Consider the following 22,459-nt stretch of genomic DNA (forward strand, 5'->3'; position numbering starts at 1 on the left):
TTACCGGTCGCGGTGTTCCGCTGCGACATGCTCCTGGCCGGCACCACCTACACCGGCCAGCTCAACGTCTCCGACATGTTCACCCGCATGGCGCTGTCCATCCTGGCCACCGGCCTTGCGCCCGCCTCGTTCTACCAACTCGACGCCCACGGCCAGCGGCAACGCGCGCACTTCGACGCGCTGCCCGTCGAATTCGTCGCCGAGGCGATCGCCACCCTGGGAGCCCAAACGGTCGACGGGTTGCAGACCTACCACGTGATGAACCCCCACGACGACGGCATCGGGCTCGACGAATACGTCGACTGGCTCATCGAGGCCGGCTACCCCATCCAGCGCGTCGAGGACTTCACCGAATGGGCACAACGGTTCGCCGCCGCCCTGCACGAGCTGCCGGACCCACAGCGACAGCACTCGCCGCTGCGGCTCTTGCCGTTGGACAATCCCGACGCTCTACAGCCCATCGAGCCGACCCACGGGTCCCTAGCGCCGACCGACCGATTCCGGGCCGCGGTGCAAGAAGCCAAAATCGGCCCCGACAACGACATCCCACACATCTCGGCGCCGATCATCATCAAATACGCCACCGACCTGCAACAGCTCGGCCTGCTTTAGTGGCCGAGGTCCGCCAAGGCCGCATCGGCAACGGAGAACACTTCTTTGGGGTCGTAGAGGTCGCGGGCGAACGTGACGTTGACGCTGAGAATGCCGTTTACCACGGCGACGAGAAAGAAAATAGTCTGCGTCTTGGTGGTGCCATAACTGGACTCGATTCCCCAGTTCGCCGGAGTCGTGACGACACCGACGTTCGACACCACGCAGGAAATGTTCTGAAACGGGCCGCGGCGGTTGACGGGAAGCGACGCAATCCGGGCCATTGTGTTCAACAACCGCTGCTCGTTGGACGAAGCGGCGCCCTGCCGGGCCAGCCAGTAATCGACGCCGCGGCGAAGCCAGCCGAATTGACGCGCGATCTGTTCTTGCATCGGTGCTCTGCGCCGCAATTGCACAACCATGCTGCCCGTATAGTTACCGAGCGCCGCGCGCGGCAAATCGGGCAGAAAACGGGCCAGATCAGTGGGGATCCCGATCGTCACGCGCGACTTTTCGGGCTGGGCGGCCAGCATTGCTTCTGCGACCGTGAGACACATGTACTGCTGCAGCGATAGGTCCACTGCGCCGGCTTTGGCCAGGATTCGATCGGTCTCCTGCTCGGAGTAGAAATACGTCCGGGACGCATAGCCGTTGTCGTGTGGAACCGGCGTCTTGCCATGGGTGAGGTCGACCGTCGTGCGCGCTTGCTTCCGACCTGCCCGTGCCAGGTAGCCGAAGATGTACAACGGCAACAAAGCGAATCCGCTTCGCGGGGCGGTGGATTTCGAAGGCCCCGCAGTCTGATCAATATCGACAGATTCAACCGCGACGGGTTCACCATGAGCGGCGGCGAGCCAGTAAAGAATCCACTGGATGGCGGCGCGACCATTCGACAGAGCGTGGCTGATCTGGAAGCAAACTTCCCTGTCGTTCATCCGCGAAATCCGCAGGGGAAGCGGCGGCGTCAGGGTATTGGCGGGAGAAAGCAGCTCCTCGAAAGTGAATGTCCGGGAGAAGAAACGCTCGCGCTGACGGCCGAGAGCGGCGTCCCCCTCCGCCGAATCGAGCGGGATCCACGAAAAGGTTTCACCAGAGGAGCTGAGGACTACCTGTAACGACCGATTCTGTCGCACCAGGGATTCGTAGGCGGCCCACAAGCGATCGGGATCGTAGTTCTCGCGGAATTTCACAACCAATGCCATGTCATCGCCATGGAGCATCGGCTCCAGTGCGCGGATGAACAGGCTGCCGACACGGCTTACGTCCACTGTGGTCTCCAGATTGATCGGGCCACCCGATTGGTTCTGCGCGATGAAAACACCGGATTATGTTTGGGCAGTGAGTTTTTGAAGCCGCCGGCAACCATACAAGGCATACTGCACCATAACGCGACCGCGGCCGCGACGAGCTAAGACCGTGGAGCTAAGGGGACTCGAACCCCTGACCCCCACACTGCCAGTGTGGTGCGCTACCAGCTGCGCCATAGCCCCGAGAAGTTGCCCATCGAAGCTACACCACCGTCAACACACCTTCAAAGTCGCTGCTCAGGTGCCCTACCCGATGACCTGGCCAACCACCTCGCGGGCGGTCTTCTGGACCTCGGCCAGGTGCTCGGGCCCGTTGAACGATTCCGCGTAGATCTTGTAGACATCCTCGGTGCCCGACGGGCGAGCGGCAAACCATGCGTTGGCCGTCGTCACCTTGAGTCCACCCAGCGGCGCGCCATTGCCGGGCGCCGAGGTGAGCTTGGCGGTGATCGGCTCCCCCGCCAGCTCGGTGGCACTGACCTCATCGGCGGACAGCTTGGCCAGCTGGGCTTTCTGGTCGCGGTCGGCGGGCGCATCCACCCGCGCGTAACACGAGCTCCCGTACTCGTCGGCCAGCTCCCGGTAGCGCTGCGACGGGCTCGAACCGGTGACGGCCAGGATCTCCGACGCCAGCAGCGCCAGGATGATGCCGTCCTTGTCGGTGGTCCACACCGATCCGTCGCGCCGCAGGAACGAGGCCCCCGCCGACTCCTCGCCGCCGAAGCCGATGGTCCCGCCGAGCAGGCCGTCGACGAACCATTTGAATCCGACCGGCACCTCGACCAGCTTGCGGCCGAGGCCGGCGACCACGCGGTCGATGATCGACGAGCTGACGGCGGTCTTGCCGACGGCGATGCCGCCCGGCCACGACGGCCGATGGGTACAGAGGTAGTCGATCGCCACCGCCAGGTAATGATTCGGATTCAGCAGCCCCGCATCGGGTGTGACGATGCCGTGGCGGTCGGCGTCGGCGTCGTTGCCGGTGGCGATCTGATAGCGGTCCGAGGTGGCGATTATCGAAATGAGCCCAGCCATCGCGTCCGGCGAGCTGCAGTCCATCCGGATCTTGCCGTCGTGGTCGAGCGTCATGAACCGCCACGTCGCGTCGACCACCGGGTTGACCACGGTCAGGTCCAACCCATGCCGTTCCGCGATCGCGGCCCAGTAGTCCACGCTGGCCCCGCCGAGTGGGTCGGCGCCGATCCGCACCCCGGCCTTGCGGATGACGTCGACGTCGACCACGTTCGGCAGGTCGTCGACGTAGCTGTCCAGGTAATCGTGGCACCGGGCGGTCCGCAGCGCCCGGGCCAGCGGCACCCGCTTCACCCCCGAGCCACCGCGCAGGATCTCGTTGGCGCGCTTGGCGATTGCGTTCGTCGCGTCGGTGTCGGCCGGGCCGCCATTGGGCGGGTTGTATTTGAAGCCGCCGTCGGACGGCGGGTTGTGCGACGGCGTCACCACGATCCCGTCGGCGAGCGCGTCGGTGCGGCCGCGGTTGTAGCCGAGGATCGCGTGGCTGACCGCGGGCGTCGGCGTGTAGCGGTCGGCCGAGTCGACGACGGCCACCACCTCATTGCCGGCCAGCACCTCCAGCGCCGTCACCCAGGCCGGCTCCGAGAGGCCGTGTGTGTCGCGGCCGATGAACAACGGCCCGGTGATGCCGTGCGCGGCGCGGTACTCGACGATGGCCTGGGTGATCGCCAGGATGTGGGCCTCGTTGAACGCCCCGTTCAGGGCCGAGCCGCGGTGACCCGACGTGCCGAACGCCACCTGCTGCGCGACGTCGTCGGGATCGGGTTCGATCGCGTAGTACGACGTGACGAGGTGGGGCAGGTCGACGAGGTCTTCGGGTTGGGCCGGCTGGCCGGCGCGCGGGTTGGCCACCATGACGCCAATTCTGCCGACGTCCTGCCTAGGCTGCTTGGGTGCCCGGTCGTGACTACCGCGAGTTGGCCGCCGTGTTCGCCGGCGGCGCGCTGGGTGCCGTGGCGCGCACCGGCCTGAGCAGCCTCGCCGCCGCCGACCCCGGGAGCTGGCCGTGGGCGACGTTCACGGTCAACGTCGTCGGCGCCTTCCTGGTGGGTTACTTCACCACCCGGCTGCTGGAGCGGCTGCCGTTGTCGAGTTACCGCCGTCCCCTGCTCGGCACCGGATTGTGTGGTGGGCTGACGACTTTCTCGACGATGCAGGTCGAGACGCTGAGGATGATCGAGCACGGCCATTGGGGCCTGGCCGTCGGCTACACCGTCAGCAGCATCGGGCTGGGGTTGCTGGCGGTGCACCTGGCCACCGCGCTGGTTCGCCGGGTGCGGGTGCGCTCGTGACGAGCGCCGGGGCGACGACGGTCTTGGTGTGGGTCGGCGTCGTGCTCGTCGGCGGCGTCGGCTCGGTGCTGCGTTTCCTGGTCGATCGCGCGGTGGCCCGGCGGGTGGCGCGGCCGTTTCCGTTCGGCACGCTCGCGGTCAACGTCAGCGGTGCCGCGGCGCTCGGGCTGCTCGGCGGGCTGGCGTTGAGCAGGGAGGCGGCCCTGCTGGTCGACACGGCGTTCGTCGGCGCCTACACCACCTTCTCCACCTGGATGCTGGAAACCCAGCGGCTCGGCGAGGAGCGCCAGACGTGTGCGGCGGCCGCCAATCTCGTCGTCAGCGTTGTGCTGGGCATGGCCGCGGCGCTGCTCGGGCAATGGGTTGCGGACCGGATATGAGCCAGCCCTGCCTGAAGTTGACCGCGTACTTCGGCGAGCGGCAACGCACCGTCGCCGACAGCGCGCGGTTTCTTGCCGACGAGATGCTGGATCTGTTCGGCGCCAGCGACGTCGCGACCAGCGTGATGCTGCGCGGCATCGCGAGTTTCGGGCCGAGCCACACGCTGCGCAGTGACGTGTCGCTGAGTCTGTCCGAGGATCCGGCGGTGGCGATCGCCGCCGTCGATACCGAGCCGAAGATCCGTTCCCTGGTCGACGACGTCGCCGCGATGACCGGCCGCGGGCTGGTGACCCTGGAGCGGGCGCGACTGGTCACGGGGACCGGCGCGCTCGACGACCTCGACGGACACGACGGGGATGCCGCCAAACTCACCGTGTACGTGGGCCGTCAAGAGCGCATCGCCGGGAGACGCGCGCACTACGCGGTGTGCGAGCTGCTGCACACACACGGATTCGCCGGTGCCATAGTGCTTCTCGGTGTCGACGGGACGGCGCACGGCGAGCGCTACCGGGCTCGCTTCTTCGGCCGCAACGTCAACGTCCCGGTGATGATCATCGGCATCGGGTCGGCCACGCAAGTTTCAACCGCCGCAACCGAACTGGCGGCAGTGCTGCCGCACCCGCTGCTGACCGTCGAGCGGGTGCGACTGTGCAAACGCGACGGCGAGCTGTTCGCCCCTCCCCCGCGGCTGCCGGCCACCGATGACCGGGGACGAACCCTGTGGCAAAAGCTGATGGTGTACAGCGCCGAGGGCACCACCCACGACGGGCTGCCGATCCACCGCGCGCTGGTGCAGCGGCTGCTGCATGCCGAGGCGGTCCGCGGCGCGACGGTGCTGCGCGGCATCTGGGGATTTCACGGGGACCATAAGCCGCACGGGGACAAGCTATTCCAGCTCGCACGCAGCGTTCCCGTGGCCACGATCATCGTCGACACCCCGCAGTCGATCGCGCGCAGTTTCGATATCGTCGACGAGCTGACGACCCGGCACGGGCTGGTGACCAGCGAGATGGTTCCGGCGGCCCTGTCGCTCGACGAGACCCAGCGGCTGGGTGACATCACGCTGGCCCGGCACGACTACTGACTGTGGCAGATCGGGATCAGTGCCTTGTCCTCGTCGATTAGTTCGCCAATGATGGTGCGGTAGGCGGATTCCCGGTTGATGACCTCGTCAGCTGATCGGGTCGACGACGGGTTTCGCCGCGTGTCGCGCACCAACGTTGCCGCCTCCCCGGAGAGCTCGGCAATGCGACGCAGATGCGGCCCGAGCGCGGGCGAGGACACCTGCCGCGAATAGGACTGCAGTTGATTCGCCCAGTGCTGATATCTATTTAGGGCGGGGTCGTCGGCGGCGATCAACGTGGAATCGAGCATGTCCGGGTGGCTGTGGATGTAGTCGACGACCGAATCAGCGGTGCGGCAGTCCGGAGTGCGACGATCCCAGAGATAGAGCGCGGCGGTTCCCGCGGAAACGGCGACGACGACAACGACCGCAAGAGCTACACGCAACCGCACGCTCGGCGGCGGGGCGGCGGAATCCTTGGCCTCGGCGAGCAGCGAAAGCGCTTGCGGGCTCGAGTCAGTCGCCGAGCGCAGCAACTCGAGGCGACGCGACAACCGTCGGGACTTATGCGAAGTCCACCCGAAAAGGAAAGCCATCAGCAGCCCCAGCGCGACCAACGCCCAGCCCCTGCGGGTGCCGTTACCGACTAATCCTGCCACCCCGGCGACGATCAACAGGACTGGCGCCAGCCATCGAATCACCCTCTGGCTCCGCAGCGCCCGACGCTGGTACGCCATCGACAGGTTGCCGATCCGGACCGCAGCCGCCAACACCTGCGGATCGGAGGGAACCTCACCGCGTCGTAGCGCCCCGGCCGCCTGCGAACGCTGCGACGGACTCAACCCGGCGACCGCGGGCGCATAGCTCCGCTGCACGGGGAGCTGGGCAATGGTCCCCAACGCGGCGAAGAGCAAGCTGAACCCCGCCACCGACACCCAGGGCCACACCCATCCAGCGCCCGTGACGCGGGGAATACCCATTGACCAAAGGAAGGCAAGGACGATCGCGACCGTCGATGCATTTACCAGCCACAGCACCCACCAGGGCGCCACAACCAGCCGAGCCCACACGGCTGCTACGCCTGTCGGAGCCGAGGGACGTCGTCGGGCGTGCGGGCCAACGCATACAGCGCCATCCGCCGGTTCGACATGTCGTGTTCGCCCAGAAACACGCAACCCCCACGCTCACAGAACTTGCGCGCCAAAACATTGCGGTGATCGGGGTCGAACATGACACGACGGCATCGCGGGTCGAGGTCGAGCGCGCTGGCCACCAGGTGCGGCAGCAGGTAGCCGACGTGCCCCCGCTGCATGTAATCCAGATCGGCGACCGCGGCGTGCAAACCCAGATCGTAGAGGTCGTACTCGTATCGGGTGGCAATGGAATCCTTTGCCGCCCTGTACAATTCGACGTACCCGCGGTCCACTCCGTCGAGGCTGACGACGAACGGGCGGGAAAACGTGCTCTCGAGTTGCGCGCGCAGGTAACGACGCCAGCGAGCCACCGACCAGGCGTATTCCCACGACTCGGCCAGGTGGGGCCGGTTCATCCACTCGGCTATCGTCTCGGCGTCGGCGTCCGGGTCGGCCAGGCGCAAACCATACGGCGGCGGCAGCTCGGGTATCGGCGGCGGCGGAACGTCCCGCACCTCGTCGGGGACGTCCGTCAGTTCGCGCCGCAGGATGGGTTCGGCGTCAGTCATGTCAACGGGCGAGCCTACCCAGTCTCAGCGGCTTTTCAGGAGCCTTGCCAGGACGGCCGCCTGGCTGATGTCGACCTCGCGGGTGGCCGTGACAAGGGTTACCCCGCCGCGTTTGGCCAGTTTGCGCAGTTCCTCCAGCGCGGGATTGCCGCGCAGTTCCGCCTTGTAGCGCGAGGCGAATTCGTCGAACCGTTCCGGCTTGTGCTGGTACCACTCGCGCAGTTCCTTGGACGGGGCGACGTCCTTGCACCAGATGCCCACCCGTGGGTCGTCCTTGCGGACCCCTCGCGGCCAGACGCGATCGACCAGGACGCGCTGGCCGTCGTCGCTGCCGGCGTCGTCGTACACCCGGGCCACCCGGATACGGCTTCTGGCAGTCACACGGCCAGGGTAGCGCCGTCGTGGCGGTTGTCGGCCGATCCTGCTACTCTCGAACACATGTTCGAATGCCTCGCTCCGCTCGACCCGTCGGCCGACCAATCGGCGCTGATCGAGCGCATCGCCGAGCTGGAAAGGGTCAAATCCGCGGCGGCCGCGGGTCAGGCTCGCGCCGCCGCAGCTTTGGACGCGGCGCGCCGGGAGGCCGAGGCGGCCGCGGGTGTGCCCGCCGCGCGGCGCGGTCGGGGCGTGGCCGGCGAGGTCGCGCTGGCGCGACGGGATTCGCCCGCCCGGGGCAGCCGGCATCTGGGCTTTGCCAAGGCGCTGGTGCACGAGATGCCCCATACCCTGGCGGCGCTGGAATCCGGGACGCTGTCGGAGTGGCGGGCCACCCTGATCGTGCGCGAAAGCGCCTGCCTGGACGTCGACGACCGCCGCACCCTGGACGCCGAAATGTGCGGCGACCCTGCCCGCCTGAACGGAATGGGCGATGCGCGAGTGGCCGCGGCCGCCAAGGCGATCGCCTACCGGCTGGACCCACACGCCGTCGTCGACCGGGCGGCCAAGGCCGAGAACGAACGCACCGTGACCATTCGACCGGCACCCGACACCATGGCGTACCTGACCGCATTGTTGCCGGTGGCCCAGGGCGTTGCGGCGTATGCGGCGCTGCGTCGCGAGGCGGACACCCGTTGCGACGGGCGCTCGCGCGGGCAGGTGATGGCCGACACGCTGGTCGAACGCGTCACCGGCCGCGACGCGGCCGTGCCGGTTCCCGTCGCGGTCAACCTGGTCCTGTCGGATGAGACGCTGCTGGGCGGCAGCGACGCGCCCGCCGACCTCAGCGGCTATGGCCCCATCCCCGCGGCGGTCGCCCGCGCGATGGTCTCCAGCGGTGTCGCCGACCGACGCTCCCGGGCGACGCTGCGCAGGCTCTACGCGCACCCCCGCTCCGGGGCGCTCGTGACGATGGAGTCACGCGCCCGGCTTTTCCCGCGCGGCCTGGCCACCTTCATCGAGCTGCGTGACCAACGGTGCCGCACCCCCTACTGCGACGCGCCGATCCGGCACCGCGACCACGCCCAACCATGGACCGAGCACGGCCCCACCGCCGCGCGCAACGGTCTCGGCATGTGTGAGCGCTGCAACTACACGAAGCAAGGCGCTGGCTGGCGAGTCAGCACAGGCACCGACGAAACCCACACGCACACAGCCGAATTCACAACCCCGACGGGCAAAACATACCGGTCCGCGGCGCCCCCGCGGGCGCCGACGATCGTGTTCAGCGATGTCGAGTTCCGAATCGGGGTCGCGCTCTCGAAGCACGCCGCGTAGGAAGACTCATCCTTGGCCGGTGAGGTGTTCGACGTCGATGACCTCGCCGCGGTTGATGCTCACCCAATCGCGGCCATCGAGGTAGGGGCGCAGGCGGCGGCCGATGAGCTCGACGTCGGCCGGCGCCTTGGGCCGCTGAAGCTCGTAGACGTGCGGCAACTCGGCCATGCCGGTCACCACGCTCCACAGTCTCAGCGAGTCCGGGCCGGTCGGCGGGTCCACCAGCACCGGCCCGAACAGGCATTGCCCGGACAGGAACAGCGTCGGGACCCCGTATCCGCCGGCGTCGACGACCCGCTGATGGTCGGCGCGGACGTCGTCGTGGGTGGTCGGATCGTCCAGCGCCGCATCCAAAGTCGCCGCGTCGACACCGATGCGGCCCAGCAGACGACGCGCGACCGCCGGGTCGTGCGGTTTGCCGCCCGCGACGTGCAGCTCGTGCCCGATCGCGGCGTACCACCGATCCATCAACGCCATGTCGGTGCGGCGCAGCAGCGCCCCGATCCGCATCAGCGACCAGCCGTAGGACCACTCCCGCTCCCACGGATGCTTCTTGCCGTCGGCGCGGTTGATCTCCTCGAGGCTGAAGAACCGCCAGTCGATGCCTATGCCGAGTTGCTCACGGACGTCGCGGATCCACAACGAGGTCTGGTACGCGAACGGGCACATCGGGTCGAAGTGAAACTCCACGACGGTGTCCATCCTGACCCTCCGTCTCGCGTCAGTAGTGGTAGGTGTCCGACGGCGCCGGCATGTGCACCGGTTCGTCCTCGAAGTCGGACGCCTCGATGCCGTAGGAGCGAGCCAGCTCGAGGATCTTGGTGGCCCGGGCGATGCGCGGCAGGTCGGACCCGTTGCGGATCTCACCCCCGTCGCGTTCGAACTCGGCGAAAAACTCCTTCGCCCAGCCGATTTCGTCCTGCGAGGGCGACAGCCCCTCGTTCACCACCGCGCATTGCTCCGGCGACAGGCAGATCTTGCCGGTCATGCCGAACTCGACGGAGACGGCCGTGGCCTCGATGAGCTTGAGCGCGTTGGAGCCGATCGTCGGGCCGTCGATGGCGCTGGGCAGACCCGCCGCCCGCGCGGCGATGGTGAACCGCGACCGGGCGTAGGCCAGCGTGGTCGGGTCTTCACCCAAGCCGGTGTCGCGCCGGAAGTCGCCGATGCCGAAGGCGAGCCGGAAGGTGCCCTTGGCCGCCGCGATCTCGGTGACGCGCTCGAGGCCCCGGGCCGTTTCGACCAGCGCCACGATCGGCACGTCGGGCAGTCGTTTGGCGGTCTCGGTGATGTGGTCCACCGATTCGACCATCGCGAGCATCACCCCGCCGACCCCGGTGCCGGCCAGCGCGGCCAAATCGTCGGCCCACCAGGGGGTGCCGAAGCCGTTGATGCGGACCCAGTCGGTGTGGCCGTCGCGGAGCCAACGCACGACGTTGTCGCGGGCGGCGGCCTTGTCCTTCGGCGCGACCGCATCCTCGATGTCGAGGACGACGATGTCGGCACGCGAGCGCGAGGCGGCCTCGAACCGGTCGGCATGGGCGCCGTTGACCAGCAACCAGCTCCGGGCGAGAACCGGATCGATGCGGGAACCTACCTCGGCAGGATCCAGCGCGTCGGTGTTGACCTCTTCATACATTCCCTAAACCGTAGCGATATCCGAAACGGGTGGTCGAGGCTGGTCACGCGAGGGCCGTTTGCGCGTTGCCCCGCCGGGTACCTTCCGACAAGCGGCGCACAGCCCACGGCGCCTGCATCAACGCCCCCCAATCCATGGAGGTATCGGCGATGGCCGACATGATTGTCCAATCACCCGACGAGGTCGTCGCGTTCCTCAAGGCGCAGCACAACCTCATCGAGGACATGTTCGACGAGGTGCTGCACGCGTCGGATCCCCGAGCCCGCGAAAAGCCGTTCGTAAAGCTGCGCCAGCTGCTGGCCGTGCACGAGACGGCCGAGGAGATGGTGGTGCACCCCCGGGTGCGCCGCGAGGCCGACGCCGGCGACGCGATCGTCGACGCCCGGCTGACCGAAGAGCGCGAGGCCAAGGAACTGCTCTCGCAGATCGAGCAGCTCGACATCACCTCGCAGCGGTTCGTCGACGAGCTCAGCAAGCTGCGGGACGCCGTCCTCGACCACGCCGAGCACGAGGAGAACGAGGAATTCCCGGTCCTGCAGCGAGAGGTCGGCGCCGACGACCTCAAGCGGATGGCGACGGCGGTGCGGGCGGCCGAGGCCATCGCGCCGACCCGTCCCCACGCCGGCGTGGAATCGGCGAAGCTGAATTTCGCCGTCGGCCCGTTCGCGTCGATGCTCGACCGCGCCCGCGACCTGATCGAACAGGCCATCGGCTAGCCGCGGCCGACGGGACTTTCCGTAGTCTCGGTGTGGTGAGCGTTGCACCCGATGTGACCGTCGCCCTGAGCGACCGGTTCTCCCGCGAGTTGCCGGAGCTGGCGGTGCGCTGGCAGGCCGAGGCGCCCCCGGAGACCCGGCTGCTCACCCTCAACGAGCCGCTGGCCGCGGAGCTCGGCCTCGACGCCGCCTGGCTGCGCGGTCCCGACGGGCTGCGGTTTCTGGCGGGCAACCTGGTGCCCGACGGCGCGGTCCCGGTGGCGCAGGCGTACGCCGGGCACCAGTTCGGCGGCTACGTGCCGCGGTTGGGCGACGGGCGCGCGCTGCTGCTGGGCGAGCTCACCGACCGCAACGGGCGCATCCGCGACATCCACCTGAAGGGCTCCGGCCCGACGCCGTTCGCGCGCGGCGGCGACGGGCTGGCCGCGGTGGGCCCGATGTTGCGCGAATACATCGTCAGCGAGGCGATGCACGCGCTGGGCGTGCCGACCACGCGATCCCTCGCCGTGCTGGGCACCGGGCGCCCGGTGGAGCGCGAGTCGCTGCTGCCCGGCGCCCTGCTGGTCCGCGTGGCCAGCAGTCACCTGCGGGTGGGCAGCTTCCAGTACGCCGCGGCATCCGGCGACGCCGGCCTGCTGCGCCGGCTCGCCGACCATGCGATCGCCCGCCACCACCCCGGCGCCGCGCGCGCCGAACGGCCCTACCTCGCGCTGTTCGAGGCGGTGGTCGCCGTCCAGGCGGAGCTGATGGCCCACTGGATGCTGATCGGGTTCGTCCATGGCGTAATGAACACCGACAACATGACGATCTCCGGTGAAACCATCGACTACGGGCCGTGCGCCTTCATGGAGGCCTACGACCCGGAGACGGTTTTCAGCTCGATCGACTTCTGGGGCCGCTACGCCTACGGCAACCAGCCGTCGGTCGCCGGGTGGAACCTGGCGCGGTTGGCGGAGGCGCTGCTGCCGTTGCTCTCCGACGACCTCGAGGAGGCGGTCGCGCTCGCGGAGCAGTCGTTCGGGGTGTTCCGCGATCGCTACGACGCCGTGTGGCTGTCGGGCATGCGCGCCAAACTCGGGTTGCCGGCCGACGTCGCCGCCGAGGTCGTCGCGCCGCTGGTCGACGAGCTGCTCGCCCTGCTGCAACAGAGCAAGGTCGACTACACCTCGTTCTTCCGTCACCTCGCGCGCGCGGCCCGAGGCGGCGCCGACGACCAAGCCGACGGACTCGCCGGGTTCGACGACTGGATGTCACGTTGGCGGGCCCTGAATCCGGACGCGGACGCGATGGACCGCGCCAACCCGGTCTACATTCCGCGCAACCATCTGGTCGAGGAGGCCCTGGCCGCGGCGACGGCGGGCGATCTCGAACCGGTCGAGCGGCTTCTCGACGCCGTCACCGCCCCCTACGCCGAACGCCCCGGCCTCGAGCGCTACGCCAGCCCCGCACCCGAGGATTTCGGCCCCTACCAAACATTCTGCGGGACTTAGCTTTACGCGAGTTTCGCGAACTCCGCCTGCAATTCGTCCAGACGGCGAAGCGTCTGGTCGCGGGGCTCGGTCTCCAGCTCGACCAACACGTGCTCGACTCCGATGTCGCGGTAGCCCGCGACGTCCTCCGGCTTTCCCATGTGGATGTTGATGACGGGCACGTCGACGCCGGCGATCCCGCGCAGTTCGTCGAGCGGACCCGACAGCGCCTCGGCCGACGGGCTCATCGAGATCCAGCCGGCGCCCAGCCGCTCGATGCGCTTGAAGCTCGCCCGGCCGCCACCCACATACAGCGGCGGATACGGTTTCGTCACCGGCTTGGGCCAGCTGTAGATGGGATCGAAATTCACGAATTCGCCATGGAATTCGGCCTTCTCCTGCGTCCAGATCTCGATCATCGCCCACAGCCGCTCGTCGGACAGCCGCCCGCGCACGGCGGGGTCGACACCGTGGTTGGCGATCTCTTCGCGCAGCCAGCCCACGCCCACCCCGAAGCGAAACCGTCCCTGCGACACCAGATCCAGCGACGCCACCTCCTTGGCCGTCAGGATCGGGTCACGCTGCGGGATCAGGGCGATGCCGGTGCCCAACACGAGTTTCTCGGTGGCAACGGCCGCCGCCGCCAGCGCCACGAACGGGTCCAGCGTGCGGTGGTACTTCGGCGGGATCGGACCGCCCATGGGGTAGGGGGTCTGCGCGTCGACGGGGATGTGGGAATGCTCGGCGAGGAAAAGGGATTCGAAGCCCCGCTGCTCGAGCGCGCGGCCCAGCTCCACCGGGCCTATGCCGTCGTCGGTGACGAAAGTCAGCACCCCAAAACCCATGTCCCGCTCCCCTGTTCGACGAAGACCTACTGGTCGCCGTTGGACGCCGCGGTCGGTCTCCGCCGGGTGGCGCCCCACAGCCCGACGCCGATGCCGACAACAGCGCCGCCCAGGCCGACGAGTTGGGAGCCCTTGAGTTCGCGGTGAACGCTCATCCCGCCGAGCAGGTCGGCCGCGTCCGCGCCCCCGGACGCCAAAAACCAGCCGCGGGTGTTCTTGCCGCGCAGCGCCGCCGTCGCGAGCAGCCCGCCGATCAACGCGTCGCGGTAGCCCATCGATCGCAGCAGCAGACGCGCCGTCGGCGTCGGCTCTTCGAAATCGCCCCAGAGCCGGTTGGCGCCCAGCGGGTCGACGAGGAAATGGGTGCCCGAGGCGAGCCGGATGCTGCCCGCGACGAGTCCGGCACGGTCGATCGACATGGCCGCAGCATAGCGCCGCTGGCAAACCCATCGGCCCGGCGAGGCTGGGATCCGCTCGCGGCGAGGATTATTTTGGTCAGTGATGACGGATCAGGGGGACCCGCTCACTCGTCGGCATGACTACGCGAGCGATCCGGTCATGCGGCGGCGGACCAAGCTCGCGCCCGACCCCAACGTGCGTCGCGCCATCGTCGCCGCCGCCACGAAAACCATCTGCGAGCAGGGGGTCCAGGGGCTCAGCATCGCCGCGGTCCTGGATCGCGCCCGGCTCAGCACGCGCGCGTTCTACCGGCACTTCGAATCGAAGGATGAGCTGGTAGCGGCGGTCTTCCTGGAGGCGACGCGCAACGAAGTGCTGCGCCTCAAGGCAAGGATGGCGACGGCCGCCAACCCGACGGCGGCGGTGGCCGCGTGGATCGAGGGACGACTCGACCTGGCCTACGACGAAGACATATCCTCCTCCCCCGAGCTGGCTTCGCCCGTGCACAGCGCGATCCTGGGGCCACTCATCGAGCAGCTGCAGCGCGGCCTGGAACTCGGCGCGTTTCACGACATCGTGCCGGCGATAGCCGCGAAATCGATCCACGGCGTGGTTTGGAGCCACACCCAGCGGCAATGGGCAACGGGTCAATGGGAACGCTCCGACGTTCGCAACCGGGCGCTGCGTTTCTGCCTGCGGGGATTGGGCGTCGCGCCGGAAACGATCGCGCAATTCGTCGCGAGCAGCGGCTAGCATGGCCCCCATGGCCGAGCCAGGCCCGGCTGGCGACAACACCGTCGGACTCAACAATGACGAGACCGTCGCCGTACCCAATTCCGCAGCGTCAGAGGCAGCCGGCCTCGCGTGGTCGACCGACGACGACGGTGGCGACGACGACCGCGGCGGCCCGGCTGGCGGCCGCGACACCAACCGCCAATCATGGCGTGCGACTTGGCGTATCGCGGCCGCGCTCGTTGCGGCCGGCCTCGTCCTCGCCGGGGCGATCGTTCTCGGTCGTTCGCTGTTGACCGGCGATACCAAGTCGGCGCCGAAGCCCTCGGTCACGCCGAGCGACGGCGCGACGCCGGCCTCCACCGCGCCCGCGACGGCGTCAGCCCCGCCCGCCCCGTCGTCGATCGTGTCCACGCCGGATCAGGACAAGAAGTACGTCCAGGACCTCAACGACCGGGGCATCTCGTTCGCCAATCCCGACGCCGCCATCGCCAACGGCAAGATGGTGTGCGACGACATCCGTCGCGGGGTCTCGGTGCCGCAGATCACCGCCGCGTTTCGCGCGGCCAATCCCGCGCTCGCCGGCGACGCCGATGCCTACGTGTCCATCTCCGTCCACACCTACTGCCCGCAGAACAACAACCTGGTCGGCGGGGGCGCCTGAACCGGATCCCGCCACGGGTTGCTCGTGGCTACGATGACCTTATCTTGCAGACGGATTCGAGTTAGCCATGACGACCGCAGCGGCGTGCCGCACGTGTGGGACGCAGCCGCGGCCGGGCGCGCGATTCTGTGACGGTTGCGGCTCACCGGTCGACGACGGCGCCAGCCGCGCGGAGTACAAGCAGGTCACGGTCCTGTTCGCCGACGTGGTGCACTCGATGGCCATCGCCTCGACGGTGGGCGCGGAGCGACTGCGCGAGATCATGGCCGGCCTGGCCGGCGGCTGCGCCGCGGTGGTCGAGCGCTACGGCGGCACGGTGGACAAGTTCACCGGCGACGGGATCATGGCGGTGTTCGGGGCGCCGGTGGCGCTGGAGGACCACGCGGTCCGCGCCTGCCTCGCGGCGCTCGGCGTTCAGGACGAGGTCAAGCGGCTCGCCGCCGAGGTCCGAAAACGCGACGGCGTGGACCTGCAGCTGCGCGTCGGACTCAACTCCGGTCAGGTGATCGCCGGCGAAATCGGTTCGGGCCCTTTCGGTTACACCGCGATCGGAAGCCAGGTCGGCATGGCGCAGCGGATGGAATCGGCGGCGCCGCCGGGCGGGGTGATGCTCAGCGCGTCGACGGCCCGACTCGTCGAGGGCGCGGCGCGCCTCGGCGAACCCGAGCTGGTCCGGATCAAGGGTTCCGACGTGCCGGTGCCCGCCCGGCAGCTGGAGGGCATGGTCGAGGGGCACGCCGCCGCCGGGCGTGCCGAGTCGAATCTGGTCGGCCGGCGAGCGGAGCTGTCCGCCGTCGAGGGCCTGCTGGAGCGCGCGATCGACGGCCACGGCGCGGTCGTCGGCCTGGTGGGGTTGCCGGGCATCGGCAAGAGCCGCCTGGTGCGCGAAGTCTGCACGATGGCGGCCGCCCGGGGTGTCGACGTGTTCACGGCGTTCTGCGAATCGCACACCAGCCAGATCCCGTTCCACGCCGTGGCGCGGTTGCTGCGCACGGTCACCGGCATCGAGGGCCTCGACCCGCGCGCTGCCCGGGAACTGATGCGGGCCCAGGCCGCCGACGCGGAGCCCGAGGACGTTCTGCTCCTCAACGACTTGCTGGGCATCGCGGACCCCGACGTGGAGCTGCCCAAGATCGATCCGGATGCCCGGCGGCGGCGGTTGACCGCATTGATCAATGCCGCGTCGCTGGCCCGCGAAACCCCGGCGCTCTACGTCATCGAGGACGTCCATTGGATCGACGAGATCAGCGAGTCGCTGCTGACCGATTTCATCGCGGTGATCTCGAGGACACGCTCGCTGGTGCTCGTCACCTACCGCCCCGAATACCAGGGCGCGCTGACCGAGCTGGCCGGCGCGCAAACCATCGCCCTTTCCCCGCTGAGTGCTCCGGAGACCGCGGCGCTCGTCGCGCAGCTGCTCGGCCCGCACGTCAAAGAGTTGGCCGGCGTGATCATCGACAGGGCCGCCGGCAACCCGTTCTTCGCCGAGGAGATCGTCCGCGAACTCGCCGATCGCGGTGTGCTGCAAGGAAAGTCGGGTGGATACGTCTCGACGGCGGGGGGTGTCGCGGTGCGTGTGCCCGCCACCCTGCAGGCCACCATCGCGGCGCGCATCGACCGGCTCGACCCGAAGGCGAAGCGCACCCTGACCGCGGCGGCGGTGGTCGGCTCGAAGTTCAGCCGGGACCTCCTGGAAACGTTGGGCATCGAACCGGTGATCGAGGACCTGATGCGGGCCCAGCTCATCGACCAGGTCGGGTCCGGCCCGCAGCCCGAGTATGTGTTCTACCATCCGCTGATCAAGGCGGTGGCCTACGAATCGCAGCTCAAATCCGATCGCGCGGAGCTGCACCGGCGCATCGCGGCCGCGATCGAATCGCGCAATCCGGCCGCGGCCGACGAGAATGCCGCCCTGATCGCCGAGCACCTGCAGGCGGCCGGCGATTGGCACGCGGCCTACGGCTGGCACGTGCGCTCCGCGGCGTGGGCCACCAACCGCGACATCGCCGCGGCATGGCTGAGTTGGGAGCGCGCCCGGGTGATCGCCGATGCCCTGCCCGACGACGACCCCAACCGGACCGCCATGCGCATCACCCCGCGGACCATGCTGTGCGGCATCGCTTTTCGTGTCCACGAACACGTGGCCGGGGAACGCTTCGACGAGTTGCGGGAGCTGTGCGCCATCGCCGGGGACAAGGCCTCGCTGGCCATCGCCATGGCGGGGCTGGTGATGGATCACGCGCTGCAGGACCGGCTGCGGGAGGCCTCGCAGCTGGCATCGGAGGCAATGGCCCTCATCGAGTCGATCGACAATCCCGACTTGACGGTTGGGCTGTCCGTCGCCCCCATCTACGCCAAGGGCGAGAACCACGAGTACTCCGACGTGTTGCGGTGGTCACAGAGAGTCATCGACCTGGCCGACGGTGACCCGGCCAAGGGCAACTTCATCATCGGATCTCCCCTGGCGCTCGCGTTGACGAACCGGGCCATCGGCCGTTATGCCCTGGGGCTTGACGGATGGCGAGAAGGCCTGCAGGAGGGCCTGGCCACGGCCCGCAGCACCGACCCCATGTCCTACGTCACCGTCGTCGCATACGTCTACTTCGCCGGAATAGCCTATGGCGCACTGACATCCGACGATCGCGCGGTCACCGAGATCGAAAACGCGCTCCGGATCGCCGAACGATCCGGTGACGACCTGGCGCTGGCCGTCGCCCGGATGACGTTGGGCGTTGCGCTGGTGCACCGCCACACGGCCGAGGAACGTGACCGGGGACAGCAGCTGCTGGCCGAGCTCAGCGACGTGTACGTGCGCAGGAAGTTCCTTCTGTCCCAGTTATCGGTTGTCGAGGTGTACGTGGCGCGCGAGAGGGCACGACGCGGAGATCGCGACGACGCCATACCGCTCATGCTCGCCACCGTCGACCAGCTGTTCCACAAGGGACTGCAGCTGGGGTGGGGCATTCCTGCGACCGGTGTTCTGGTGGAAACACTGCTCGATCGCGGGACTGCCCGTGACGTGGCCGACGCCGAGGCGGCGATCGAGCGGTTGGCCGACGCGCCGGCCGAGGAGCGCCTGGCGACGCGTGAGATCTGGTTGCTGCGACTGCGGGCGCTGCTGGCGCGGGCGCGCGGCGACGACGCGCCGTACCGGGACCTCAGGAACCGTTATCGCGCAATGGCCGCAGAACTCGGCTTCGAGGGGCACATGAAGTGGGCCGCGGCGCTGCCATGACTGCGGCGGCAAGGGGTTTGCGTTATGCGGCCGGCAGCGCCGGCAGCGACAAGTCGGGGATGAACGCCGATGCCGGCGGGGGCGGCGGTGGCGGCGTCGTCGGATCCCCCAGGTGCTGGGGGCAATACGCGCTCGCCGCGATCGCGGTGAACTTGGTGGCGGCGTCCATCGCGAATCCGGGATTGCTCGCCGACACGCCGTTGATGACGTCGCTGTCGGGATAGCCCTGATCCATCAGTTGGCACGCCTTTTTGCCCGCGGCGACGGCGCCGGTTCGGCTCTGATACGTGATGCCGGCGTTGTCGAGTGCGGTCAGAAAGCCGGCGTCGGGGCCCGATTCAGTGCCGGGCGGATCGGCCTGTGCCGGCGCGGCCAGCCCGATCACCGCCGCGAAACTCGCGAGCAGCACAAGCATTCGCATCGGTTCGTCCTCGCACACATCGGCGTCGTTGTCCTGCCCAGCCTGTTCCTCGGGGTCGTTGCGCGTCAAGGCGCCGGGCCGCATGTGGTACCAAAGGACTATGCACGCGCCGGGTCGTCAACCTCGTTGAAAGCGTCCGCGTGCCCGACGATCGACTGCTGATCCCCGGCCAGACGTGCTGGCGCACGGCGCGCGCCGACAGGTTCGCCTGCATCATCGACGCGGCCGATTACTTCAGGCACGTCAAGGCGGCGATGTTGCGCGCGCGGCGCCGAATCATGCTGATCGGTTGGGATTTCGACACCAGGATGACATTCGAACGGGGCGCCACGACGCTGCCCGGCCCGAATCAGCTTGGCGCCTTCCTTTATTGGATGCTCTGGAAGCGGCCCGCTCTCGAGGTACACCTACTGAAATCCAATCTGCGCCTGCTCCCCGCCTTCGCCGGCATCTGGTACGGGGTCACGCCCGTGGCGGTTCTGAACCAGATCAGCAGTAAGCGAATGCACTTCGCCATCGACGGCGCCCATCCGACGGGCTCCGTGCATCATCAAAAGATCGTGGTGGTCGACGACGCGGCGGCGTTCTGCGGCGGCATCGACCTCACCGTCGGCCGCTGGGACACCCGCGAGCACCAGCACCGCAGCCGCGACCGTCGCACGCTGGGACGCGGCTACGGGCCCCGACACGACGTCGGATTGGCCGTCGACGGTGCGGCCGCCCGTGCACTGGGTGAGCTGGCTCTCGCTCGGTGGCACAGCGCGACCGGCCGATCGCTGGAGCCGGTTGACGCCAGGCACGCCACGTGGCCCAGCCGGCTGGAGCCGACACTGCGCAACGTGGAGGTCGGAATCGCGCGCACGCTGCCGGAGCTGGGCCAGCGCGCCGAGGTGCGGGAGGTGGAGGCGCTCAACCTTGCTTCCATTGCGGCCGCGCGCGACATCATCTACCTGGAGAACCAATACCTGGCGGCCCGACGCGTCGTCGACGCGCTGGCGGCCCGGCTGCGCGAAGACGACGGCCCCGAGGTCGTCATCGTCGTCGCGCGCCGGGGCAACAATCCGATTGAGCGGGGAACGATGGACAGCGCACGTCATCGGCTCATTCAAGTGCTGTGGGCGGCGGACGAGCACCATCGTCTGGGCGTCTACTGGCCGGAGACGGACGGCGGGGCGCCGATCTACGTCCACTCGAAGGTGGCTGCGGTCGACGATCGGCTGCTGCGCATCGGCTCGTCGAACCTCAACAACCGGTCGATGGGCTTCGACAGCGAGTGCGATGTCGCCATCGAAGCGGGTCCGAACGCGACGGACGACGACGGCGTGCGTCGCCAAATCACCCGCGTGCGAGACGAATTGGTCGCCGAACACCTGGGTGTGCCCGCCGGTGAGTTCGAGAACGCGATTCGCCGAAGCGGGTCGTTCCTGAACGCGATCGAGGCGCTGCGCGGACACGGCAGGACGTTGCGGCCGTTCACCGAACGGACCGTGTCCGGTGAGGCGGGCCCGCTGGCGGAGAGCGACCTTACCGATCCCGACCATGTCCCGCCGTCGCTGGCCCGAAGCGTGCAGCGGCTCATAGCGCGGCTGCGGGGCTGACCGAACTCGTTGTCCGACGGAATACCCTCGGACGAGAGACCATGACACACGCATTCGACCCCGTCGGCCCCGACGGCCACCCGCGCATCATCGCCGACTTGCTGCGACCCGAGGCGCACGAGCCGCCAACCGACGACCTGCAACTCCACGAGACGCACAGCTCCTGGGTGGTGCTCGCCGGTCCGAACGCCTACAAGCTGAAGAAACCGGTGGACCTCGGCTTCCTCGACTACACCAGCATCGAGCGCCGCCGCTCCGACTGCGACGAGGAGCTGCGCCTCAACCGGCGATTCAGCCCGCAGGTCTACCTGGGCGTCGTCGAGGTCACCGAGCAGGACGGCCACTATCGCATCGGGGGCGCATCCGGGTCGGGCGAGCCGGCCGTGTGGATGCGGCGTCTGCCCGAAGACGGCATGCTGCCGACGAAGCTCGCACGCGGCGAAGTCGACACGCGTCTGGCACGACGAATCGGCCGCACCCTGGCTAGGCTTCACCGCAGGGCCGAGACCGGCCCGGAAATCGATGCGTACGGCGGCCCGTCCAGCGTCATCGCGAACTGGCAGGAGAACTTCGACCAGATGGTCCCGTTCGTCGGTCGCACCATCTCGAGCGACATCAATGACGAAATCCGTTCCTACGTCGACCAATTCATACGGCAGCGGACGCCGCTGCTGGAGCGGCGCGTGGCCGAAGGGCACGTGCGCGATGGCCATGGCGACCTGCATGCCGCCAGCGTCTGCATCGACGACGGCCGGATTGTGCTTTTCGACAGCCTGCAGTTCGCGCCCCGATATCGGTGCGCCGACCTGGCCTCGGAGGTGGCGTTTCTCGCCATGGATCTCGAGTACCACGGTCGCGCCGACCTGGCGTGGGCGTTCGTGGACTCCTACGTACGCACCAGCGGCGACCGCGAGCTGCTCAGCCTGCTCGACTTCTATACCTGCTACCGGGCGTACGTTCGCGGCAAGGTCCGCAGCCTGCGCCTGGCGCAGACCGAACAGGCATCCGGTGGTGAGGGGGAACCGATCATCGCCGAGTCGCGGGCCTACTTCGATCTGGCGTGGGCGCACGCGGGTGGCCTGCCCCGTGCGCCGATGATCGTTACGATGGGCCTGCCGGCGAGCGGCAAGACCACGCTGGCACGAGCGCTCGCCGGGCGACTCGGGCTGGTCCACCTCTCGTCGGACGTGGCGCGCAAGCGGATGGCGGGCATCGAGCCCACCCGGCGCGGCGGCGATGAATTCGGTTCGGGGCTCTATGATCCCGCGATGACGCGGCGCACCTATGCCGCCCTGCGCCGCGACGCGGCGCGCTGGTTGCGGCGCGGCCGCGGCGTGGTCGTCGACGCGACGTTCGGCGATCCGGCCGAGCGGGCCCAGATCCAGCGGGTGGCGCGCCGGCTTGGGACCGACCTCCACATCGTGCTGTGCGACGCCGACGACGCCACCCTGATTGCGCGACTCGAGCACCGCGCCACGGAGCAAGGAGTCGTCTCGGATGCGCGGCTGGAGCTGTGGCCCGAGCTGCGGGCCGCGTTCACGCCGCCCGACGAGCAGCCGTCCGTGCTACGCGTCGACGCCGCGCGGACTACGGGGGAAACCACCGAGCAAGCGCTGGCGCTGCTGCGCGCTGCCACTCGCTGACGGCGTCGCGCCGTGAA

The 22,459-nt window shown here is 68.6% G+C and carries 22 protein-coding genes and 1 tRNA gene; 12 read left to right on the forward strand and 11 right to left on the reverse strand.

Features of this window, described 5'->3' with window-relative positions:
- The coding region (locus tag AC5Y6X_RS21110; protein ID WP_499988919.1) for an SDR family oxidoreductase at nucleotides 1-612 on the forward strand (612 nt) is incomplete at its 5' end.
- On the opposite strand, the gene AC5Y6X_RS21115 is transcribed toward AC5Y6X_RS21110, so the two are convergent.
- From AC5Y6X_RS21115 to pgm, 3 genes are all read right to left on the reverse strand, one after another.
- On the reverse strand, nucleotides 609-1,859 hold the full coding sequence (locus AC5Y6X_RS21115; RefSeq protein WP_499988921.1) for a hypothetical protein: 1,251 nt from the start codon (nucleotides 1,857-1,859) through the stop codon (nucleotides 609-611). The genes AC5Y6X_RS21110 and AC5Y6X_RS21115 overlap by 4 nt on opposite strands.
- A 149-nt stretch (nucleotides 1,860-2,008) precedes the next feature.
- A tRNA-Ala gene (locus tag AC5Y6X_RS21120) sits at nucleotides 2,009-2,081 on the reverse strand.
- Between the two features lie 63 nt (nucleotides 2,082-2,144).
- Nucleotides 2,145-3,785 (reverse strand): phosphoglucomutase (alpha-D-glucose-1,6-bisphosphate-dependent), encoded by a 1,641-nt coding sequence (gene pgm, locus AC5Y6X_RS21125; RefSeq protein ID WP_499988923.1) that lies wholly within the window; start codon nucleotides 3,783-3,785, stop codon nucleotides 2,145-2,147.
- Nucleotides 3,786-3,823: 38 nt separating this feature from the next.
- On the opposite strand from pgm, the gene crcB (AC5Y6X_RS21130) reads away from it, so the two are divergent.
- Genes crcB (AC5Y6X_RS21130) through AC5Y6X_RS21140 form a run of 3 tightly spaced genes read left to right on the forward strand, consistent with a single transcriptional unit; the run spans nucleotide 3,824 to nucleotide 5,687 of the window.
- On the forward strand, nucleotides 3,824-4,222 hold the full coding sequence (crcB, locus tag AC5Y6X_RS21130; RefSeq protein WP_499988925.1) for a fluoride efflux transporter CrcB: 399 nt from the start codon (nucleotides 3,824-3,826) through the stop codon (nucleotides 4,220-4,222).
- On the forward strand, nucleotides 4,219-4,602 hold the full coding sequence (gene crcB / locus AC5Y6X_RS21135; protein WP_499988927.1) for a fluoride efflux transporter CrcB: 384 nt from the start codon (nucleotides 4,219-4,221) through the stop codon (nucleotides 4,600-4,602). The genes crcB (AC5Y6X_RS21130) and crcB (AC5Y6X_RS21135) overlap by 4 nt, the downstream gene beginning before the upstream one ends.
- Nucleotides 4,599-5,687, forward strand: coding sequence for a DUF190 domain-containing protein (locus tag AC5Y6X_RS21140; RefSeq protein ID WP_499988929.1), 1,089 nt, complete (start codon nucleotides 4,599-4,601; stop codon nucleotides 5,685-5,687). Before crcB (AC5Y6X_RS21135) ends, AC5Y6X_RS21140 begins: the two co-directional genes overlap by 4 nt.
- On the opposite strand, the gene AC5Y6X_RS21145 is transcribed toward AC5Y6X_RS21140, so the two are convergent.
- Genes AC5Y6X_RS21145 through AC5Y6X_RS21155 form a run of 3 tightly spaced genes read right to left on the reverse strand, consistent with a single transcriptional unit; the run spans nucleotide 5,681 to nucleotide 7,749 of the window.
- Nucleotides 5,681-6,736: a hypothetical protein gene (locus AC5Y6X_RS21145; RefSeq protein ID WP_499988931.1), complete on the reverse strand. Its 1,056-nt coding sequence runs from the start codon at nucleotides 6,734-6,736 to the stop codon at nucleotides 5,681-5,683. The genes AC5Y6X_RS21140 and AC5Y6X_RS21145 overlap by 7 nt on opposite strands.
- A 5-nt stretch (nucleotides 6,737-6,741) precedes the next feature.
- Nucleotides 6,742-7,368 carry a GNAT family N-acetyltransferase gene (locus AC5Y6X_RS21150; protein WP_499988932.1) on the reverse strand — a complete coding sequence of 209 codons (627 nt, stop codon included), beginning with the start codon at nucleotides 7,366-7,368 and terminating at the stop codon, nucleotides 6,742-6,744.
- A 24-nt stretch (nucleotides 7,369-7,392) separates the two neighbouring features.
- Nucleotides 7,393-7,749, reverse strand: a complete 357-nt coding sequence (locus AC5Y6X_RS21155; protein WP_499988934.1) for a DUF488 domain-containing protein — start codon at nucleotides 7,747-7,749, stop codon at nucleotides 7,393-7,395.
- Nucleotides 7,750-7,806: 57 nt separating this feature from the next.
- Here AC5Y6X_RS21155 and AC5Y6X_RS21160 point away from each other — a divergent pair, with 57 nt between their 5' ends.
- Nucleotides 7,807-9,081, forward strand: coding sequence for a DUF222 domain-containing protein (locus tag AC5Y6X_RS21160; protein ID WP_499988936.1), 1,275 nt, complete (start codon nucleotides 7,807-7,809; stop codon nucleotides 9,079-9,081).
- Nucleotides 9,082-9,087: 6 nt separating this feature from the next.
- On the opposite strand, the gene AC5Y6X_RS21165 is transcribed toward AC5Y6X_RS21160, so the two are convergent.
- Both AC5Y6X_RS21165 and AC5Y6X_RS21170 read right to left on the reverse strand, forming a co-directional pair.
- Complete coding sequence (locus AC5Y6X_RS21165) at nucleotides 9,088-9,783, reverse strand: mycothiol-dependent nitroreductase Rv2466c family protein (protein WP_499988937.1); 696 nt, start codon at nucleotides 9,781-9,783, stop codon at nucleotides 9,088-9,090.
- Nucleotides 9,784-9,802: 19 nt separating this feature from the next.
- Entirely contained in the window at nucleotides 9,803-10,720 is a 918-nt protein-coding gene (locus tag AC5Y6X_RS21170) for an HpcH/HpaI aldolase/citrate lyase family protein (protein WP_499988938.1), read from the reverse strand.
- A 149-nt stretch (nucleotides 10,721-10,869) separates the two neighbouring features.
- Here AC5Y6X_RS21170 and AC5Y6X_RS21175 point away from each other — a divergent pair, with 149 nt between their 5' ends.
- On the forward strand, nucleotides 10,870-11,436 hold the full coding sequence (locus AC5Y6X_RS21175; RefSeq protein WP_499988939.1) for a hemerythrin domain-containing protein: 567 nt from the start codon (nucleotides 10,870-10,872) through the stop codon (nucleotides 11,434-11,436).
- A gap of 35 nt (nucleotides 11,437-11,471) precedes the next feature.
- A complete protein-coding gene (locus AC5Y6X_RS21180; RefSeq protein WP_499988941.1) occupies nucleotides 11,472-12,926 on the forward strand; it encodes a protein adenylyltransferase SelO in 1,455 nt (484 codons plus the stop codon).
- A gap of 2 nt (nucleotides 12,927-12,928) precedes the next feature.
- On the opposite strand, the gene AC5Y6X_RS21185 is transcribed toward AC5Y6X_RS21180, so the two are convergent.
- Nucleotides 12,929-13,750: an LLM class F420-dependent oxidoreductase gene (locus AC5Y6X_RS21185; protein WP_499988942.1), complete on the reverse strand. Its 822-nt coding sequence runs from the start codon at nucleotides 13,748-13,750 to the stop codon at nucleotides 12,929-12,931.
- Between the two features lie 26 nt (nucleotides 13,751-13,776).
- A complete protein-coding gene (locus AC5Y6X_RS21190) occupies nucleotides 13,777-14,169 on the reverse strand; it encodes a DUF4267 domain-containing protein (protein WP_499988944.1) in 393 nt (130 codons plus the stop codon).
- 82 nt (nucleotides 14,170-14,251) lie between these two features.
- Between AC5Y6X_RS21190 and AC5Y6X_RS21195 the strand changes: the two genes are divergently transcribed.
- The 3 genes from AC5Y6X_RS21195 to AC5Y6X_RS21205 all read left to right on the forward strand — a co-directional run bounded on the left by AC5Y6X_RS21195 (nucleotide 14,252) and on the right by AC5Y6X_RS21205 (nucleotide 18,780).
- Entirely contained in the window at nucleotides 14,252-14,902 is a 651-nt protein-coding gene (locus tag AC5Y6X_RS21195; RefSeq protein WP_499988945.1) for a TetR/AcrR family transcriptional regulator, read from the forward strand.
- 1 nt (nucleotide 14,903) lies between these two features.
- On the forward strand, nucleotides 14,904-15,545 hold the full coding sequence (locus tag AC5Y6X_RS21200) for a DUF732 domain-containing protein (RefSeq protein ID WP_499988946.1): 642 nt from the start codon (nucleotides 14,904-14,906) through the stop codon (nucleotides 15,543-15,545).
- 67 nt (nucleotides 15,546-15,612) lie between these two features.
- Nucleotides 15,613-18,780, forward strand: coding sequence for an ATP-binding protein (locus tag AC5Y6X_RS21205; RefSeq protein ID WP_499988947.1), 3,168 nt, complete (start codon nucleotides 15,613-15,615; stop codon nucleotides 18,778-18,780).
- Nucleotides 18,781-18,802: 22 nt separating this feature from the next.
- Here the strand turns inward: AC5Y6X_RS21205 and AC5Y6X_RS21210 are convergent, their stop codons facing one another.
- Nucleotides 18,803-19,285 carry a DUF732 domain-containing protein gene (locus AC5Y6X_RS21210; RefSeq protein WP_499988948.1) on the reverse strand — a complete coding sequence of 161 codons (483 nt, stop codon included), beginning with the start codon at nucleotides 19,283-19,285 and terminating at the stop codon, nucleotides 18,803-18,805.
- 56 nt (nucleotides 19,286-19,341) lie between these two features.
- On the opposite strand from AC5Y6X_RS21210, the gene AC5Y6X_RS21215 reads away from it, so the two are divergent.
- The gene (locus AC5Y6X_RS21215; protein ID WP_499988950.1) at nucleotides 19,342-20,799 is read left to right on the forward strand and encodes a phospholipase D-like domain-containing protein; all 1,458 of its coding nucleotides are present in this window, start codon (nucleotides 19,342-19,344) and stop codon (nucleotides 20,797-20,799) included.
- A 41-nt stretch (nucleotides 20,800-20,840) separates the two neighbouring features.
- Nucleotides 20,841-22,442, forward strand: coding sequence for a bifunctional aminoglycoside phosphotransferase/ATP-binding protein (locus AC5Y6X_RS21220; protein ID WP_499988952.1), 1,602 nt, complete (start codon nucleotides 20,841-20,843; stop codon nucleotides 22,440-22,442).
- Nucleotides 22,443-22,459: the final 17 nt, after the last annotated feature.

This window comes from Mycobacterium sp. NGS26 (assembly GCF_059813025.1).

Excerpts from the sequence above, each read along its gene's own strand:
- pgm (WP_499988923.1), bottom strand. The coding sequence starts at position 3,785 with ATGGTGGCCAACCCGCGCGCCGGCCAGCCGGCCCAACCCGAAGACCTC.
- AC5Y6X_RS21140 (WP_499988929.1), top strand. The coding sequence starts at position 4,599 with ATGAGCCAGCCCTGCCTGAAGTTGACCGCGTACTTCGGCGAGCGGCAA.
- AC5Y6X_RS21150 (WP_499988932.1), bottom strand. The coding sequence starts at position 7,368 with ATGACTGACGCCGAACCCATCCTGCGGCGCGAACTGACGGACGTCCCC.
- AC5Y6X_RS21160 (WP_499988936.1), top strand. The coding sequence starts at position 7,807 with ATGTTCGAATGCCTCGCTCCGCTCGACCCGTCGGCCGACCAATCGGCG.
- AC5Y6X_RS21165 (WP_499988937.1), bottom strand. The coding sequence starts at position 9,783 with ATGGACACCGTCGTGGAGTTTCACTTCGACCCGATGTGCCCGTTCGCG.
- AC5Y6X_RS21170 (WP_499988938.1), bottom strand. The coding sequence starts at position 10,720 with ATGTATGAAGAGGTCAACACCGACGCGCTGGATCCTGCCGAGGTAGGT.
- AC5Y6X_RS21175 (WP_499988939.1), top strand. The coding sequence starts at position 10,870 with ATGGCCGACATGATTGTCCAATCACCCGACGAGGTCGTCGCGTTCCTC.
- AC5Y6X_RS21185 (WP_499988942.1), bottom strand. The coding sequence starts at position 13,750 with ATGGGTTTTGGGGTGCTGACTTTCGTCACCGACGACGGCATAGGCCCG.
- AC5Y6X_RS21190 (WP_499988944.1), bottom strand. The coding sequence starts at position 14,169 with ATGTCGATCGACCGTGCCGGACTCGTCGCGGGCAGCATCCGGCTCGCC.
- AC5Y6X_RS21195 (WP_499988945.1), top strand. The coding sequence starts at position 14,252 with ATGACGGATCAGGGGGACCCGCTCACTCGTCGGCATGACTACGCGAGC.
- AC5Y6X_RS21200 (WP_499988946.1), top strand. The coding sequence starts at position 14,904 with ATGGCCCCCATGGCCGAGCCAGGCCCGGCTGGCGACAACACCGTCGGA.
- AC5Y6X_RS21205 (WP_499988947.1), top strand. The coding sequence starts at position 15,613 with ATGACGACCGCAGCGGCGTGCCGCACGTGTGGGACGCAGCCGCGGCCG.
- AC5Y6X_RS21210 (WP_499988948.1), bottom strand. The coding sequence starts at position 19,285 with ATGCGGCCCGGCGCCTTGACGCGCAACGACCCCGAGGAACAGGCTGGG.
- AC5Y6X_RS21220 (WP_499988952.1), top strand. The coding sequence starts at position 20,841 with ATGACACACGCATTCGACCCCGTCGGCCCCGACGGCCACCCGCGCATC.